Source organism: Paraburkholderia fungorum, from assembly GCF_003610895.1.
GTDB classification, from domain to species: Bacteria; Pseudomonadota; Gammaproteobacteria; order Burkholderiales; family Burkholderiaceae; genus Paraburkholderia; species Paraburkholderia fungorum_B.
Genome location: NZ_MCAS01000017.1, coordinates 41,614 through 56,720, shown reverse-complemented (window position 1 = coordinate 56,720; position 15,107 = coordinate 41,614). Strand labels below are relative to the sequence as shown.

Annotated in this window: 14 protein-coding genes; 9 read left to right on the top strand and 5 right to left on the bottom strand. The window is 60.0% G+C overall.

Features of this window, described 5'->3' with window-relative positions; genetic code table 11:
* Window positions 1-39: 39 nt before the first annotated feature.
* The 4 genes from BCY88_RS17960 (at window position 40) to BCY88_RS17945 (ending at window position 4,362) form a co-directional block, all read left to right on the top strand.
* Window positions 40-1,467 carry a cytochrome P450 gene (locus BCY88_RS17960; RefSeq protein WP_120345567.1) on the top strand — a complete coding sequence of 476 codons (1,428 nt, stop codon included), beginning with the start codon at window positions 40-42 and terminating at the stop codon, window positions 1,465-1,467.
* A gap of 114 nt (window positions 1,468-1,581) precedes the next feature.
* Window positions 1,582-2,913: a serine hydrolase domain-containing protein gene (locus BCY88_RS17955; RefSeq protein WP_120345566.1), complete on the top strand. Its 1,332-nt coding sequence runs from the start codon at window positions 1,582-1,584 to the stop codon at window positions 2,911-2,913.
* 93 nt (window positions 2,914-3,006) lie between these two features.
* Window positions 3,007-3,948, top strand: coding sequence for an aldo/keto reductase (locus tag BCY88_RS17950; RefSeq protein ID WP_120345565.1), 942 nt, complete (start codon window positions 3,007-3,009; stop codon window positions 3,946-3,948).
* 30 nt (window positions 3,949-3,978) lie between these two features.
* Window positions 3,979-4,362: a nuclear transport factor 2 family protein gene (locus BCY88_RS17945; RefSeq protein ID WP_120345564.1), complete on the top strand. Its 384-nt coding sequence runs from the start codon at window positions 3,979-3,981 to the stop codon at window positions 4,360-4,362.
* Between the two features lie 134 nt (window positions 4,363-4,496).
* On the opposite strand, the gene BCY88_RS17940 is transcribed toward BCY88_RS17945, so the two are convergent.
* Window positions 4,497-5,270: an SDR family oxidoreductase gene (locus tag BCY88_RS17940; RefSeq protein ID WP_120345563.1), complete on the bottom strand. Its 774-nt coding sequence runs from the start codon at window positions 5,268-5,270 to the stop codon at window positions 4,497-4,499.
* 132 nt (window positions 5,271-5,402) lie between these two features.
* Between BCY88_RS17940 and BCY88_RS17935 the strand changes: the two genes are divergently transcribed.
* From BCY88_RS17935 to BCY88_RS17925, 3 genes are all read left to right on the top strand, one after another.
* Window positions 5,403-6,311, top strand: a complete 909-nt coding sequence (locus BCY88_RS17935) for a LysR family transcriptional regulator (RefSeq protein ID WP_120345640.1) — start codon at window positions 5,403-5,405, stop codon at window positions 6,309-6,311.
* A 347-nt stretch (window positions 6,312-6,658) separates the two neighbouring features.
* Window positions 6,659-7,963, top strand: a complete 1,305-nt coding sequence (locus BCY88_RS17930) for a sensor histidine kinase (RefSeq protein ID WP_259461439.1) — start codon at window positions 6,659-6,661, stop codon at window positions 7,961-7,963.
* A 143-nt stretch (window positions 7,964-8,106) separates the two neighbouring features.
* Window positions 8,107-8,988, top strand: a complete 882-nt coding sequence (locus tag BCY88_RS17925) for a response regulator (protein WP_259461438.1) — start codon at window positions 8,107-8,109, stop codon at window positions 8,986-8,988.
* Window positions 8,989-9,029: 41 nt separating this feature from the next.
* On the opposite strand, the gene cqsA is transcribed toward BCY88_RS17925, so the two are convergent.
* Entirely contained in the window at window positions 9,030-10,343 is a 1,314-nt protein-coding gene (cqsA, locus tag BCY88_RS17920) for an alpha-hydroxyketone-type quorum-sensing autoinducer synthase (RefSeq protein ID WP_120345561.1), read from the bottom strand.
* Window positions 10,344-10,571: 228 nt separating this feature from the next.
* On the opposite strand from cqsA, the gene BCY88_RS17915 reads away from it, so the two are divergent.
* Window positions 10,572-11,039 (top strand): GNAT family N-acetyltransferase, encoded by a 468-nt coding sequence (locus BCY88_RS17915; protein WP_259461437.1) that lies wholly within the window; start codon window positions 10,572-10,574, stop codon window positions 11,037-11,039.
* Window positions 11,040-11,089: 50 nt separating this feature from the next.
* Here the strand turns inward: BCY88_RS17915 and BCY88_RS17910 are convergent, their stop codons facing one another.
* Window positions 11,090-12,013, bottom strand: coding sequence for a LysR family transcriptional regulator (locus BCY88_RS17910; RefSeq protein WP_120345560.1), 924 nt, complete (start codon window positions 12,011-12,013; stop codon window positions 11,090-11,092).
* A gap of 139 nt (window positions 12,014-12,152) precedes the next feature.
* On the opposite strand from BCY88_RS17910, the gene BCY88_RS17905 reads away from it, so the two are divergent.
* Window positions 12,153-12,917 carry an SDR family oxidoreductase gene (locus tag BCY88_RS17905; RefSeq protein WP_120345559.1) on the top strand — a complete coding sequence of 255 codons (765 nt, stop codon included), beginning with the start codon at window positions 12,153-12,155 and terminating at the stop codon, window positions 12,915-12,917.
* Window positions 12,918-12,924: 7 nt separating this feature from the next.
* On the opposite strand, the gene BCY88_RS40715 is transcribed toward BCY88_RS17905, so the two are convergent.
* Window positions 12,925-13,986 (bottom strand): methyl-accepting chemotaxis protein, encoded by a 1,062-nt coding sequence (locus BCY88_RS40715; RefSeq protein ID WP_310796123.1) that lies wholly within the window; start codon window positions 13,984-13,986, stop codon window positions 12,925-12,927.
* Window positions 13,987-14,189: 203 nt separating this feature from the next.
* Window positions 14,190-15,068 (bottom strand): alpha/beta fold hydrolase, encoded by an 879-nt coding sequence (locus BCY88_RS17895; RefSeq protein WP_259461436.1) that lies wholly within the window; start codon window positions 15,066-15,068, stop codon window positions 14,190-14,192.
* Window positions 15,069-15,107 lie beyond the last annotated feature (39 nt).

The window sequence follows — 15,107 nt, the reverse complement described above, 5'->3', positions numbered from 1 at the left end:
TTCAAGACATGCTTTCCGTCCGCATGGACAATGCGGCACATGGATACCCGACCTTCACCCCAATGCCCATTCCACGCGGACACGCAGCAGCCCGCGCCCGCACGACATCCACTCGGCGTCTGGCCGCCCGGGCCGCATGCGACCCTGACCGGCTGGGGATTTCTGCGCCGCATGTCGCGCGATCTGCTCGGCACGCTTGCCGAGTGGCGGCAGGCGTTTGGCGACGTGGTGCATCTGCGTTTGTGGCCGGAGCATGCGGTCGTGGTCGCCGATCCGCAACTCGTGCGCGAGTTGCTGGTGACGCACCACGACTCGCTGCGCCGCTGGGAGCGGGCCACGCATGTATTTGCCCAACTGCACGGACACAGCGTGCTGATCGCCGAGGGCGACGCGTGGCGCGACAAGCGGCACGCGCTGCAGCCGAGCTTCACCCCGAAGGCTGTGCAGACTTTTGTTTCGACCATCGCCGCCGCGACCGGCAACGCACTCGCGCAGTGGCCGGCTCACGACCGCCACTGGCCTATTGAAAGCGCGCTGACATCCCTGACCATGGACGTCATCCTGCGTATGACGTTCTCGGATGAAATCGGCGAGGACGCGCGAGACGCGGAGAAGGCCATGCGCACGACCAGCGAGGCAGCCGACGCCGAGTTCTACTGGCCGGTGAGCTCGCCCGACTGGGTGCCCTGGAAACGCGGCAAGAGACAAAGCCTCGCGGTGCTCAAGGGTTTGATCGACCGCCATCTTCAGGCTCGCGTGAGTTTGCCGGAGGACGTCTGGCCCGACGACCTGCTGTCCCGTCTTCTGCGATTGCATCGGGAGGATCCGCAGGCGTGGCCGTTGCAGGCGGTGCGGGACGAATGCATGACGACCTTCCTCGCCGGGCACGAGACCACGGCGGGCACGCTGATCTGGTGGGCGTGGTGCATGGCGTCGAACCCGGCGGCCCAGGCTGCCGCGCGTCAAGAAGTCGAGACGGCGTTAAGCGGCGGCACGCCGAGCACGGATACCTTGCCATCGCTGCGCTACCTGACGCAAACCATTGAGGAAACGCTGCGCCTTTACCCCGCAGCACCCGTACTGATCAGCCGTCGCGCGTCGGCGCCTATCGCCTTGGGTGAGTGGCATTTCCCCGCCGGTACGCTGTTCATGCTGCCGGTTCAGCTATTGCATCACGACCCGCGCTGGTTCCCTGAGCCCGCGGCCTTTCAACCCGAGCGCTTTGCCGCCGACGCACCGCGAGTTCCGCGCGGCGCCTATCTGCCATTCGGCGCGGGTCCGCGCGTTTGCCTTGGGCAACACCTTGCCATGGCTGAGATCACGGTGATCGCGGCCATGATCCTGCAGCGCTTTACCCTGTCCGTTCCCGATGGAATGGCGCATCCGAACCCTGTCATGAACGTTACCCTGCGGGCAGATCAGCCTGTGCATCTGGCACTCGCGCCGGCTAGTGCTGAGGCAAGCTGATTTGCAGCGGTATGGATCGATGATCGACAGAAGCGCGATCGAAACACAATCGTAATCGGGCCGCCCGGTCGCGCGCTTTGTGCGCTTTGTGAGCCTCATGCGACGGGCGCACCGATGACAGTCAACCGGATTATTGCTCAGCCGTTGAGTGATAACCGGTGTCGCAGCTGGCACCTGTCTCCCTCAAAACGAGAAAGGAGCTGTGCAATGCTGCAAAGCGTTAAGGTAGCCGTAGGCTGCATTCTGGCGATGTCATGCGCGCTGGCGCAGTCTGGCCCGGTCTTCTCCGACACCGGATATGCCGCTGACGCATACGGTGCCGCGGACCACTATCCGCTGCCCATACCAGGCGAGGCGAGAACACAAAAGCAGTTCGTCGGCTACTACACGCACTATGACGAAGTCCGTCCAAGCGACCCGATTGCCCGGGCCGGTGCGCCGTCCATACTCAAAACCTCCGAGCACGAGCTGACCCTGACGTACCCGTACGGCGCCCGCTATCGCACCATCGACGATTATCTCGATCGCAACCCGGTGACCGGCTTGCTGATCGCGCGCGGCGACACGATCCTTTACGAGCATTATCGCTACGCCCGGAAAGACACCGACCGGTTCATGTCGCAGTCCATGGCGAAAACCATCGTCGGCATGCTGATCGGTATCGCCATATCAGAAGGGACAATCCACTCGATCGACGATCTAGCGGATGTCTATGTGCCGGAGTTGGCTGACAATCCTTACGGCAAAACTTCGATTCGCGACCTGCTGCATATGTCTTCAGGTGTCCATTTCTTTGAAGACAGCAATCCTGGCGACGATCGCGACAAGCTGGGCCGCGATCTTTTCAGCCCGAACGGCGCAGGCGCTATCGAAGCCGTCAAGCGCTTCGATAAACGCGAACGTGCTCCCGGCACGCATTTCAGTTATGCAAGTGTCGAAACGGAAGTGCTCGGCCTGGTCTTGAGCCATGCAACACATATGTCGGTGGCGCAGTACGCGAGCGAGCGTATCTGGAAGAAGATGGGCATGGAGTCGGATGCATCATGGGGGCGCGATTCGACCGGGCAGGACATTACGTTTTGCTGCGTAAACGCGACCTTGCGCGATTGGGCGAGACTTGGACTGATGCTCGCGTACGACGGCAAGTGGAACGGCAAGCAGATCGTCCCGCGCGATTGGGTGCTGCAGGCGACGAGCGTCGCGTCTCCCGACAGCTTTCTCGCCGCGGGTAAAGCGACCTCATTTTTCGGCTACGGGTATCAGGTCTGGATATTGCCGGGCGATCACCGCATGTTCGCGTTGCAAGGGATGGACGGTCAAAGAATCATCGTCGATCCACGTTCGAAGCTGGTACTGGTGCAAACCGCTGTGTGGACCAGCGATCACGATCCCGGTATGCGGGAAGTCTATGCTTTGTGGAACGCACTTGTTGCGCAGTACGGATAGACTTTTGTCCGCTGCCGCTCCGCATTCATTTGCTACACTTGGTTCAGCGTCGATCTTTCGTCGCAAAACATGAAGCAGTGCGGAGATGTCGCCATGATTGAGTCTTCCGATTTCCGGAGCAAAAAGATCGCGCTTAATCACGGAGGCGGCAGCATGCCCGCACTCGGATTTGGCACGCTGATTCCCGATGCAGCCACCACAACCAGTGCGACCCGAGCCGCGCTGGAAGCCGGTTATCGACATTTTGATTGCGCCGAGCGATATCGGAACGAGCGCGAGGTGGGCGAGGCGCTGCGCATAGGGCTCGCTGCCGTAGGGATCGCGCGCGAAGACATCTTCGTGACCACAAAACTGTGGAACTCCAATCATCGGCCCGAGCGTGTCGAACCGGCTTTCGAGGCAAGTCTTGCAAGGCTCGGACTCGACTACCTTGATCTCTATCTGATACACACGCCGTTTGCATTTCAACCGGGAGACGAGCAGGACCCGCGCGATGAAAACGGCGATGTCATCTATGACAAAGGCGTGACCTTGCTGGATACGTGGGGGGCGATGGAAGCGCTGGTCGACCAGGGAAGATGCCGGGCCATCGGACTGTCCGACATCGGCCTGAACGAACTGCGGCCTCTTTACGAAGCGGCGCGAATCAAGCCGGCGGTGGTGCAGGTCGAAGCCCATCCGTATCTTCCGGAAACGGAACTTCTGGAATTCTGCAAAGAGCATGAAATCGTGTTCCTGGCTTTTGCGCCCTTGGGTCACGGAATCAGGCCGGGTCCGCTTGAGGACCCAGTCGTCTTGCAGATTGCCACGCGAATTGGACGGACGCCGGCCCAGGTCCTTCTTGCCTGGGCGATTCAGCGCGGTGGGGCTTTGCTCACCACGCCGAAAACCGCGGTGCGCGCCCGCGAGAATTTCGATGTCGCCGCACTCCCGACCGACGCATTCGACGAGATCAACCGGATCGAGACGAGGCAGCGCTTCAACGAAGTCGTCAAGACGGGCAGCCCCGGGTTTATTCCGCGACGTCCGCAGTAGATAGATGTGAGCGATACCCGGAGGCACCCCATGCACGAAGCAACCCTACGTGAAGCCTTGAATGCGCACTGGCAGGCGTCGGCGGCCGGTGATCTCGATGCGGAACACGATATCTACGATGACGATGCCATCTGTGACTATCCCCAATCAGGTGAACGAATCGTTGGGCGAGCTAATTTGCAGGCGCTGCGGGGTCATCATCCGGATAAGCCGTCGGGTTTCGACGTCAAGCGGATTCAGGGAGAAGGTAATCTCTGGGTCACGGAATACAGCATCACCTATAAGGGACGCGTGGCTTACACCGTAAGCATCATGGAGTTCCGCGACGGCAAAGTGGTTCATGAGACCCAGTATTTTTCGGACCCCTTCGAAGCGCCGGCCTGGCGCAGCCAATGGGTTCAGAAGATCGGGTGAGATGGAAGCCGCAATCGACGGCGTGCTTGCCGGGCATAACGTGACGTCCTGCTTGTTTATACCAACGCTTGTTTTGAAACCAGCGCCTCTCCTCGACCGGAAGAGAGGGCCGGCTGGCTCGCTTACTTGGTCGCTTATTTGGTCGTATAACCGCCGTTGATCAGAATGGTCTGCCCCGTAATCCACCACCCGTCGCTGACCAGATGGCGGATGAAGGGCACCACATCTCCGATGTCGGTCAAGCCAGTCGTGGAGAACGGCGAGAGGGCCGCGGCGGTCTTGTGATAGGACACCGCGTCCGCGCCTTCGGCGGGATAGAAGAACGGCGTGTCCATGGGGCCAGGGCCTATGGCCGTGACGGAGATGCCACGTGCGCCGAATTCCTTGGCCGCGGCGCGTGTGAAATGCTCGACCGGCGCCTTGGTGCCTGCATAGGCAGCGTAAAACGGCGTGAATGCGCCAAGCAGCGACGTGACGAGCGTGACGATCTTGCCATTGTCGTTGACGTGCTTGCCTGCCTCTTTGAGAAAGAAGAACGCCGACTTGGAATTCACCGCCGTCATTTCATCGTATTCGGCCTCGGTGATCTCGACGAACGGCTTCTTCAACACCTTGCCTACCGTATTGATTGCAATATCGGGGCGGCCGACGGCAGCAACGACATCCGCAAACAGCTTCTCGACCGCACCAGCCGAAGTCAGATCGGCCTGGAAAGCGACTGCCGTGGCGCCTGCCGACTTGATCGCGGCAAGCGTCTCGTCCGCTGCGGCCTTCGAGCCCGCGCTGTTGTAGTGGATCGCGACCGCCTTGGCGCCTTGGGCGGCGAGATCACGTGCAATTAACCCGCCGAGATTTTTCGCCCCGCCCGCAATGACGATGGTTTTGCCTTTGATGCTGTGGTTTGCCATGGTTCATCCCCAGTGCCGAAGCCGCCCGATGCAGCCTCTCATCCTGTTGGATGATATATTCCAGAAAAATCATTTAAACCTGCTGTTTCTGACATCACTGGTCAGAAAAGTCGAACAGTGGTGGGAGCGAGCGTGGATCGTATTGACCTGTTTCGCGTCTTCACGCGTGTTGTCGAATGTGCGAATTTCACGCGCGCGGCGGACACGCTCGGCTTGCCTCGCTCTTCGGTATCCGCCGCGATCCAGGAGCTGGAAGGGCGGATCGGCGCCCGCCTGCTGCATCGAACCACGCGTAAGGTGTCACCGACGCAGGACGGCGCCGCGCTCTACGAGCGCTGCCTGCGTCTGATCGCCGATGTGGAGGAGACCGAGAACCTGTTCCGGCAGACATCGGTAGGGCCCGGCGGCATGCTGCGCATCGACGTGCCGGGCCGCATAGGCCGTCTGATCATCGCGCCCGCGCTGCCGGAATTTCTTGCCACTTACCCGAAAATCGACGTCACGCTCAGCCTGACCGACCGCACGATCGACCTGGTCGAAGAGGGCGTCGACTGCGCGCTGCGCGTAGGCAAGCCTCACGATTCCGGCATGATCGCGTGTCCCATTGGCAATCTCCCGCTGATCAATGTTGCGAGCCCCCAATACCTGTCTCGTCACGGCACGCCTTCCACGCCCGGCGACATGGCAAGCCACCAGGTCGTTCAGTATGCGTCGCCCTCGAGCGGGCGTATCGCGCTCTGGGAATGGCTCGACGGCGAGACCGTAAGGACTGCGGCAACGCAAGGCCGCGTGAGTGTCAACAGCGCGGAGGCGTACATCGCATGCTGTCTTGCCGGACTCGGTCTGATCCAGATTCCTGCCTATGACGTGCAGCAGCATCTGCGTGCGGGCGAACTGATCGAGGTGATGCCCGAATACCGTGCTGCACCCATGCCGATGAACCTGCTCTATCCGCATCGGCAACATCTGTCGCGCCGGGTTCAGGTGTTCGCCGACTGGCTCGACGCGCTGTTGAAGGGGCAACTCGCTTGCGAGTCTTAACCTCAATGATGAACTGCCATCTGATTCAATGTGCATATACGCCGGCGCATTCTTGCCCATGTGACAAGACCCGGTACGCGGACAACCGCTGACAAAGCGATTGACGGCAATTATTTGCCGTGACATCGGCGTCGCCTTAGGTCAAGATTTGTGCTTCGGCCGTGGCGAATAACGTCGACAGGTTGGTACATTGGGGCAGACAAATGCGCGCGCTGCATAATCCAGATGATGCCGCGTGAAGCATCAACAGTTTCAACGCTGGAACCTGGCCTGAGAGACCCGGTAAATCTTTTATTCTGGAAATAATGCACGCAACGAGAAACCCTCCGCGGAGCGCCCGCACGTTGGTGCCGATCCGTCTATTCGTTGCCCAGGTGTTCGCTCCTGCCTTGCGAAACCTGCAATACGTGAGCCGCCGGATGCGCCCGTTCTCGATCATTGCGATCGTCGGCTTCCCGCTCTATTACTACATCTGGAACGACCTTTTCCCGCAGCCGTACGAAAACCTGCCGTTGCGGCTGGTCGGCTCCGCGCTGTTTATTCCCATCGTATTTTCCGACCGCTGGCCGTCGTGGGCGAAAAAGCTCATGCCGTACTACTGGTACGCAACAATCTTTTACTCGCTGCCGTTCTTTTTCACGTTCATGCTGTTGAAAAACAATGGCTCAAACGTGTGGGTCGAAAGTGCGCTGATTGCTGCCTTCGTCATGGTGTTGCTGCTCGACTGGCTCATGCTGCTGCTCAATTTCCTGATCGGCATTGCGCTCGCGTACCTCGCCTATTGGGCAACAACCGACGTTGTCAGTGTGAACACGTCGTATTTTGTTCATCTGGCGATTTTTTCGTTTGCGATAGCGATCGGCGCCATCGCCAACTATGACACCGAGCGTATCCGGGTCGAGCAGGAGCGGGCAATGCTGGCAACCGCCGGCAGCATCGCCCACGAACTGCGTACGCCGCTACTCGCAATCCGCGCGGGCGCCGCGGGCCTCGGAAGTTATCTGCCCTTGCTGCTCGAAACGTACGGCATTGCCCAGGACAGCGGGCTGCGTGTGCCCAAAATCCGCGCCGTTCACCTTCATTCCATGGACGGAGTACTCTCCCGCATCGAGCAGGAGGCGGTTCATTCCAATACCATTATCGACATGCTGCTCGCGAACGCGCGGCTCACCGACGGGCATTCCCAGCCGGTCGCGGATTGCTCGATCAGACAATGCGTGGAGACCGCGCTCAGCCGCTATCCGTTTCGCGAAGGCGAGCAGCAGCAGGTGCTCACGGATCTCATCAATGACTTCACGTTCGAGGGCTCGGGCATGCTGGTGGTCCATGTGCTCTTCAATCTGCTGAAAAATGCGTTCCGCGGCATGGCGGATGTCGAGAGTGCCCTGATCTCGATCCGGCTTGCGCCTGGCGCACGCGCGAACCAACTCCTCTTTCGCGACACCGGTGTGGGCATTGCGCCTCACGTACTTCCCCACATCTTCACGCGCTTTTATACGTCGTCGGCCGACGCGGATGACGCCTCCGTCGGCACCGGCATCGGCCTCGCATTCTGCCGCGACGTCATGCGTGTAATGGGCGGCTCCATCGACTGTACGTCTATCGAGTCCGTGTATACCGAGTTTGTGTTGACCTTTCCCAAGCAATCATGATGGATACGATCAAACCATTCTACTTTCCGACGACCGTCACGTTCGTCGACGACAGTTCGGCATTCCTGTCGAATCTGTGTCTGCAACTCGAATCGAACCTTGCCTTCCGGCTCTTCAGTTCATCAAGGGAAGCGCTGCAGTTCGTGAATGAGCGCCCTCGTCCCGGTGCGCCCGAAGAGCAGATCTTCGCTCCGTATCGCGATCGAACCGACGAGGACGAGGCGCATCAGGTCATTGCGATGAGCGTCGACGCCGTGCGCAATCAGGTGTTCGACAACGACCGGTTTCAGGCGGCGTCGGTTGTCGTCGTGGACTACGACATGCCTGGGCTGAATGGTCTCGAATTTTGCCGCCGCATAACGGACCCTGCTGTGCGCAAGATCATGCTGACCGGAAAGGCGGACGAGCGTATCGCGGTGGAGAGCTTTAACGAGGGCATTATTCACCGCTTTATCCGCAAGCAGGACGCGTCGGCTATCAGTGCTTTAAATCGCGCGGTGCGGGATATGCAGCATGCCTACTTCGACAACAGGTGTCAGTCCATCCTCGACACGCTGGTGACATCGGAATATACGTTCCTGCGCGACGAAGCGTTGGGCGCGCGGGTGAAAGAACTCTTTGATTCGCTCGGTATTGTCGAGCATTACCTTTCCTACTCGCCAAACGGGCTGCTCATGCTGGACAGTGCCGGCAGGTCTTATCTGCTGATTGTCCACACGAGCGAAACGCTGCGGGGCGTGCGTGAAATAGCCAGCGTACAGGGCGCGCCAGCGGCGTTTTTCGACGCGCTGGACAGCGGCCGGAGTTTGCCGTACTTCTGGCAAACCAGCGGGTACTGCCCTGCGGACGGTGCCGCGTGGGAGAGCTATATGCACCCGGCAACGCAGTTTACGGGGCAACGAGAATACGTTTACGCCGTGATTCCCAACCCGCCCGGATTTGATCTGAGCCACGTGCTGAGTTACGACCGCTACCTTGAGTGGCTGGACCGCGACATAAAGAAGACATGGAGTTCACTCATGTGAACTCCATGTCATGCCGCTATCAGAGCGCTTTCAAATCTCTATCAGACCGTTAATGCACTGTCTGCCGTACTGTGCTCGTGATTCTGATTCTGGTTCTGGTTCTGGATCTGCCTGCGGGACGACAGCCGCTCCCCGAGGCGCCGGGTGGAGGGCCATTTGTCGAGCTCGACCTCGCCGCGAATGTCACGGCAAACGCTCACGATCCTTTCTATCTGGGCGTCGGTCAACGCAGCATGGATCGACAAACGGATCAGCGCACGATTGCGCGCCGTTGCCGGTGCGCAAAACACGGAACCGAAAATGCCTCGGGATTCCAATGCATCGCGTAACACGATCGTGCGCTGCTCCGTGCCCGCTTCGAGCGCGATGATCTGACTCTCACCGCCATTCAGGTTATATCCAAGCTCCGTCAGCCGCTCCCGCAGCCAGGCTGAATTCGATGCGAGCCTCCTGCGCCGTCGGTCGGCACATTCGATCACCGACAGCGTCGCGTCGAGTCCACTGATCTCATGGGGCAACAGCGTGGAACTGAAGATCGCCGGATTCGACTCGAATTTGAAGTATTCCTGGAAACGGGCTGGACAACTGATGAACCCGGCCCGGCCGGCAAAAGCCTTCGCAAGACTTGCAGTACGGAACGCGACGCGAGACTCCAGTCCAAGTTCGACAACGAGTCCCGCTCCACCCGGACCATGCGTGCCGAGCGAATGCGACTCGTCGACCACGAACACGCACTCATGCCTGTCGCACACATCCGCGAACGCGACCAGCGGACATACGCTGCCGTTCGTGCTGTAAACAGAATCGACCAGCACGACCCCTTGCCCATATCGCGCGATCTGCTGTTCGAGGTGTGCCGCTTCGTTGTGCCTGAACGGTATCGGGACCGCGCCCGCACAGCGGATACCCTCCCACAACGACATGTGCGCCATCATGTCCACGTAGACGGGTGTTTGTGCTGAAGCGATCGACTGGATCAGCCCGATATTCGCCGCATAGCCTGACTGACATAGCACGCCTGCCTCCGCGCGCATGAACGTCGCCAGCCGGCCCTCGAACTTAAGTTGAGGGCAATCGCCGTGCAGGAAGATCCCCGACATCAACAGACCGTTGCCGTTCGAGCGCAACGTTTTGCTCATGCTGCGAATGATGTCGGGGTGGCGCGCGATGGCGAGATAGTCGTTGCTCGACAGATGCAGCGCATCACGTCCGGGAAGACGGCCGCGCATGATGTGCCCGCCTCCCCACGTGTCCGTTACCCGCTCGCGGTAATATTGTTCGACGCGCGACGCCACAAAGGCGGGAAGCGATGGTGAGGATTGGTTCTTTCTCAAGCGGTCAAAAACGGCTTTCATTTTGGCTCCTTAAGGTTGGCTGCTGCCCGTAGCGGACAACAGACCCATAGTGAGCCACTCGTTTTTCCGTGTGTGTCATGTCACCTGCGCCGGCCGCCACGCAGCGCACCGTTTTATTCATTCAGCATAAAATCAGCCGTTCGACACGCATGCTGGAGTCATGGGCAACTCCTGCCGCTTTCAGATCTGGACGGGATAAGTCGAGATGCCGCTGATAAGGACAGTTAAGTGAACGTGACATTTGCAAGTACAACGCATGGCGATGCCGAGGCATTGGTGCGGATACGTATCGAGGCCATGCGGGAAAGCCTGGAGCGTATCGGCCGCTTCGATCCTCAACGGGCGAGAGATCGCTTCCTGTCCTCGTTTGATCCTGCGTTCTGCAGATTCGTCGTGGTCGATGGCGTATCGGTGGGCTTTGTGGTGGCGAAGCCCGCGGACAATCAACTGGCGCTTGAGCACCTCTATATCCTCCCGGAACATCAGGGAAAGGGAATTGGCTCGGCGGTGCTCGACTCCATCTTTGCGGACGCCGATTCCCGATCGATTCCGGTCAAGGTTGGCGCGCTCCGGAATAGCGATTCAAACCGCTTTTATCAGCGGCATGGTTTCCTGAAGATTGAAGAAACGGAGTGGGACGTTTACTACCTGAGAACGCCGGAACGCGCGCGAGCGGCGACGCTGCCGCCGGGTTGAGGAAAGATTGTGGCGGCGAGTCGCGAGACGTGCGGCGGTACACCGATCAGCTATGCACGCTGATCGTCGGGTCGATCCCAGGGCGGCACATCACTGAAGGCGTCGACCAGAAAATCGATCATCGCGCGTATCTTCGCGCTGACGTGCCGGCGGCTTGGGTACAGCGCCAGTACGTCGATGTCGGGCAAGCGATACTCCGGCAATACCTGAGCAAGCGCGCCGGTGCGCAGATCGTTGCCGACCAGAAACGTGGGTTGCCAGATCAGGCCTTGCCCAGCGAGCGCCGCCGCGCGCGCCGTATCGCCATTGTTGGTATGCATGTGACAGTTGACCTTCACGGGATGAACTTTGCCCTCACGGTCGATCAGTTGCCACTCGTCGCCGGTGGCCGCATACGAGTAGCCGATGCATCGATGTCCGATCAGGTCCGCTGGCGCCGCGGGGTATCCACACCGCGCCAGATAGGCAGGCGACGCACACAGTATGTTCTTCGACGTCGCCAGCTTGCGGGCGGCCTGGTCAGTCGACCCGGCGCGTGAGATGCGAATGGCGAGGTCGTAGCCCTCGTCGACGATATCGACGACGCGGTCAATCAGCGCAACGTCGAGTTCCACTTCGGGGTACCTCCGCATGAACTCGGGCCATAGCGGCGCCAGATGCAGAATCCCAAAACTCACGGGCGCATTGATGCGTAAGCGGCCGCGCGGTTCGATCGACGCAGATGAAACGAGCCCCTCCGTCTCGGCGACGTCGTCGAGGATCGATTTGCAGCGGGCGTAAAAGGTCTCGCCGCCCTCGGTGAGAGAAAGCCTGCGTGAGGTGCGATTTAGCAGGCGTGTGCCGAGATGCGCTTCCAGCTCATTCACGTAGCGGGTCACATTGGCGGGCGACGTCTCGAGCGCATCGGCGGCGCGGGTGAAGCTGCCGCGGCTCACTACGGTCACAAAGACTTCGAAAGCGCGCAACCGGTCCATGTGTCTCTCCGATCATTCACAAATACTGAATGATATACCCATGTTTTGTGCCTTCTTACTCTTGTGGCTGAAGCCTATAGTCCTTCTCACGGGCCAGGGCATAGGGCACTTGGCCAGCAAACTGCAGCAGGAGTCGAACATGCAACGCTTGACAGGAAAAGTCGCCATCGTGACGGGCGCCAGTGCGGGAATTGGCCGAGCCACCGCAAAACTGTTCGCCGCGGAAGGCGCAAAAGTGGTGATCGCGGCGCGCCGCGAAGCTGAACTTGAAACCCTTGCGGCTGAAATCGCCAGCGAAGGTGGTGAGGCCGCGTTTCTGGCGGGCGACGTGCAGTCGGAGGAGTACGCGAAGGCACTGGTTGCGCTCGCCGTCAGCCGCTTCGGCCGGCTTGACATCGCTTATAACAACGCCGGCACTCTAGGCGAAATGGGCCCGACTACGGGCGTGTCCGAGGCGGGCTGGTCGGCTGCATTGGCGACCAATCTGACGAGCGCGTTTTTGGGCGCGAAGCATCAGATCCCCGAGATGATCAAGCAAGGGGGCGGGTCGATCATCTTTACATCGACTTTCGTCGGCTACTCGTTCGCCTTCCCGGGCACCGCCGCATACGCCGCGAGCAAGGCCGGGTTGATCGGGCTGACCCAGGCGCTTGCCGCCGAGTATGGACCGCAAGGTGTGCGCGTCAACGCCGTTCTGCCCGGCGCCGTGGACACACCCATGTATCGCGATATGAACGACACCGCCGAGTCGCAGGCTTTCGTGACCGGCTTGCATGCGCTCAAGCGGGTCGCACGGCCGGAAGAACTCGCCCGTTCGGTGCTTTATCTGGCATCCGACGACTCGTCCTTCGTGACCGGCACGGCTTCGCTGGTCGACGGTGGCGCATCGATTACGCGCACGTGACAACGGCTCAAGCCGGCGGCGATTGCACAATCACGCCGTACCACCCCAGGCCGCGATAGCTCTCGTAGCCTGGGGTGGCGGCAAACGATACGGTGCGCCCATCGGTTAGCTGATAAAAACCCGCTGGCCGGTCGTTGGTATTCAGACGGAACTGTTCATCGAGCACGCCCTTGTCGTCTGAACTCGCAATCACGCGATGCTGCGCGTTGACGATCATGCAACGCGTGCGCCCCCATTCCTCGTCCGTGAGCCGTACGCCTTTCACAACAGCCGACGCTTGTGGCGCCCAATCGAAAAAGATCACCAGCGCGCCGAGCGGCTTGCCATCGACCGCACCGTTTTCACGGATTGCCGTCGCGTAGGTGGCGACATGCGCGTGCTTCAGGAGCGCCAGTTCTTCGATATCGCCCGCAACGAAGTCCGCACCCGAAGGCGTTTTCATCGCTTCGCGAAACCAGCCGGCTTCGGCGACATTGCGGCCGTGCACTGCATACGTATCCGGCCGGCCGTTCGCGACGACATTGCCCGCGGCGTCGATGATCCATAGATCACGGTACACGGTGTAGCTGTCGAGGATCACCGACAAACGGCGCGACGCATACGCCCGCGTATCGGCACTCGTATTGGCGAGGCAATCGACCACCGCGGAATCGGTGGCCCACCAGCGCACATCGCATGAGCGCTCGTACAGATTGCGGTCGATCACATCGATCATGTTCAGCGCGAGATCGGCGCAACGCTGACCCTCGTGCGAACGCAGCCGTTCGATCATGCTGTCGCCGAGATCGGTGAGCCTCGTCAACGAGCCGGCGAGTTCGCGATTGAGCACCGTGGTGATCTCACCGATTCGCGCCGACACATGCTTGACCTGATTCGCCACGACCGCGAAGCCGCGGCCCGCATTGCCGGCGCGCGCCGCTTCGATCAAGGCGTTGAGGGCGAGAAAGGTGGTCTCGCGATTGATGTCGTTGATATCGGAGATTTTCCCCGTCGCTAGCTTCCTGACGTGATGCGTCAGTTCGACGATTTCGAGCGGATTCGACATGGCCTGGCCCCCGTGGCTGAAAATTGTTGTGCCTACATAAAAGCAAGCATCGGGCCGGGCGGGTCCACGGGTGCTGCAGGCGTTGACATGCACCTCGCAAGCGTCTGGCCGGGCCTGTCATGGTGCAGACACAATTGCGATGACTGGCGACGCACCGGGTACGTGCATCGCCAGGAACAGGCACGCAGGCAGTCAGTCTCCGTTTATCGGGGATGCTGCCCGGTCGTTCAACTCGTCTTGCTGCGCAGGAAATTCTCGATGACGGCGGCAAAATACGGCGGGCATTCCTGCATCGGATAGTGTCCGCAGTTTGGGATATTCTGCAATTCGGCATTCGGATGCCAGGCAAGGAACGTTGTCCGCATCGCGTCCTCGCCGAGTCCCGGATCTTTCTCGCCGACCAGTACCAGGAACGGTGTTTCGAGCCCGCGAATATCGTCGACAAAGTTGGTTTTCGTCAGCATCGCGAGATAAGCAGAGCGGCATCCGGCAGCAACCGTCTGCCGGTTTTGCCGTAGCTTCACGTTTGCCCATTGGTCGGAGAGACCGCCGGTCACAAACTTGATCAGCCGGCGGAATGCGTCGTCGTTTTCACTCGTGCTTGCAAAGAAAGCCAAAGCGTCATCGGTCAATTGATTGCCCGCTGCGGAAACCGGACACACGGCGACTGCGCTCTTGATTCGAGAGGGGGCGTCGGCGGCAATTCGCTGCGTTGCCATGCCGGTCATCGAATGCCCCATCACATGAAAGCGTTGCCAACCGAGCCTGTCAGCCAGGGCGAGGCAGTCGGCGGCGATCTCCTCAACGGTGTAGCTACCTGTGAGGTGGATCGATTTGCCATATCCACGCAGATCCGCAAACACATACGTGAATGTGGTGCCGTCGAGATAGGGCATCAAGGAATCGTAGCTGGTGTGGTCGCCGAGCCAGTCGTGCATGACAAGCACGCATTCAGGCCCAGTTCCATAGCGTACGTAGCCGAGGTCTGCGGCAGAGCTGCGGGAGTTGTGCGGGTTCATTTCAACAGGTTCCTTTTGGGGTTGGGAAAGCCAAAAAGAAACGCCCTCCCGGCGGACCGGGAGGGCGTTTGAAAGTGAAGCGATCATATCGCCTTCATTCTCGAATGTCAAAACTGCGATGGGATT

What these genes read in the sequence shown, in the direction of transcription:
- BCY88_RS17960 (WP_120345567.1), top strand. Translation starts at nt 40, where the DNA reads ATGGATACCCGACCTTCACCCCAATGCCCATTCCACGCGGACACGCAG.
- BCY88_RS17895 (WP_259461436.1), bottom strand. Translation starts at nt 15,068, where the DNA reads ATGATCGCTTCACTTTCAAACGCCCTCCCGGTCCGCCGGGAGGGCGTT.
- BCY88_RS17910 (WP_120345560.1), bottom strand. Translation starts at nt 12,013, where the DNA reads ATGGACCGGTTGCGCGCTTTCGAAGTCTTTGTGACCGTAGTGAGCCGC.
- BCY88_RS17945 (WP_120345564.1), top strand. Translation starts at nt 3,979, where the DNA reads ATGCACGAAGCAACCCTACGTGAAGCCTTGAATGCGCACTGGCAGGCG.
- cqsA (WP_120345561.1), bottom strand. Translation starts at nt 10,343, where the DNA reads ATGAAAGCCGTTTTTGACCGCTTGAGAAAGAACCAATCCTCACCATCG.
- BCY88_RS17940 (WP_120345563.1), bottom strand. Translation starts at nt 5,270, where the DNA reads ATGGCAAACCACAGCATCAAAGGCAAAACCATCGTCATTGCGGGCGGG.
- BCY88_RS17950 (WP_120345565.1), top strand. Translation starts at nt 3,007, where the DNA reads ATGATTGAGTCTTCCGATTTCCGGAGCAAAAAGATCGCGCTTAATCAC.
- BCY88_RS17955 (WP_120345566.1), top strand. Translation starts at nt 1,582, where the DNA reads ATGACAGTCAACCGGATTATTGCTCAGCCGTTGAGTGATAACCGGTGT.
- BCY88_RS17905 (WP_120345559.1), top strand. Translation starts at nt 12,153, where the DNA reads ATGCAACGCTTGACAGGAAAAGTCGCCATCGTGACGGGCGCCAGTGCG.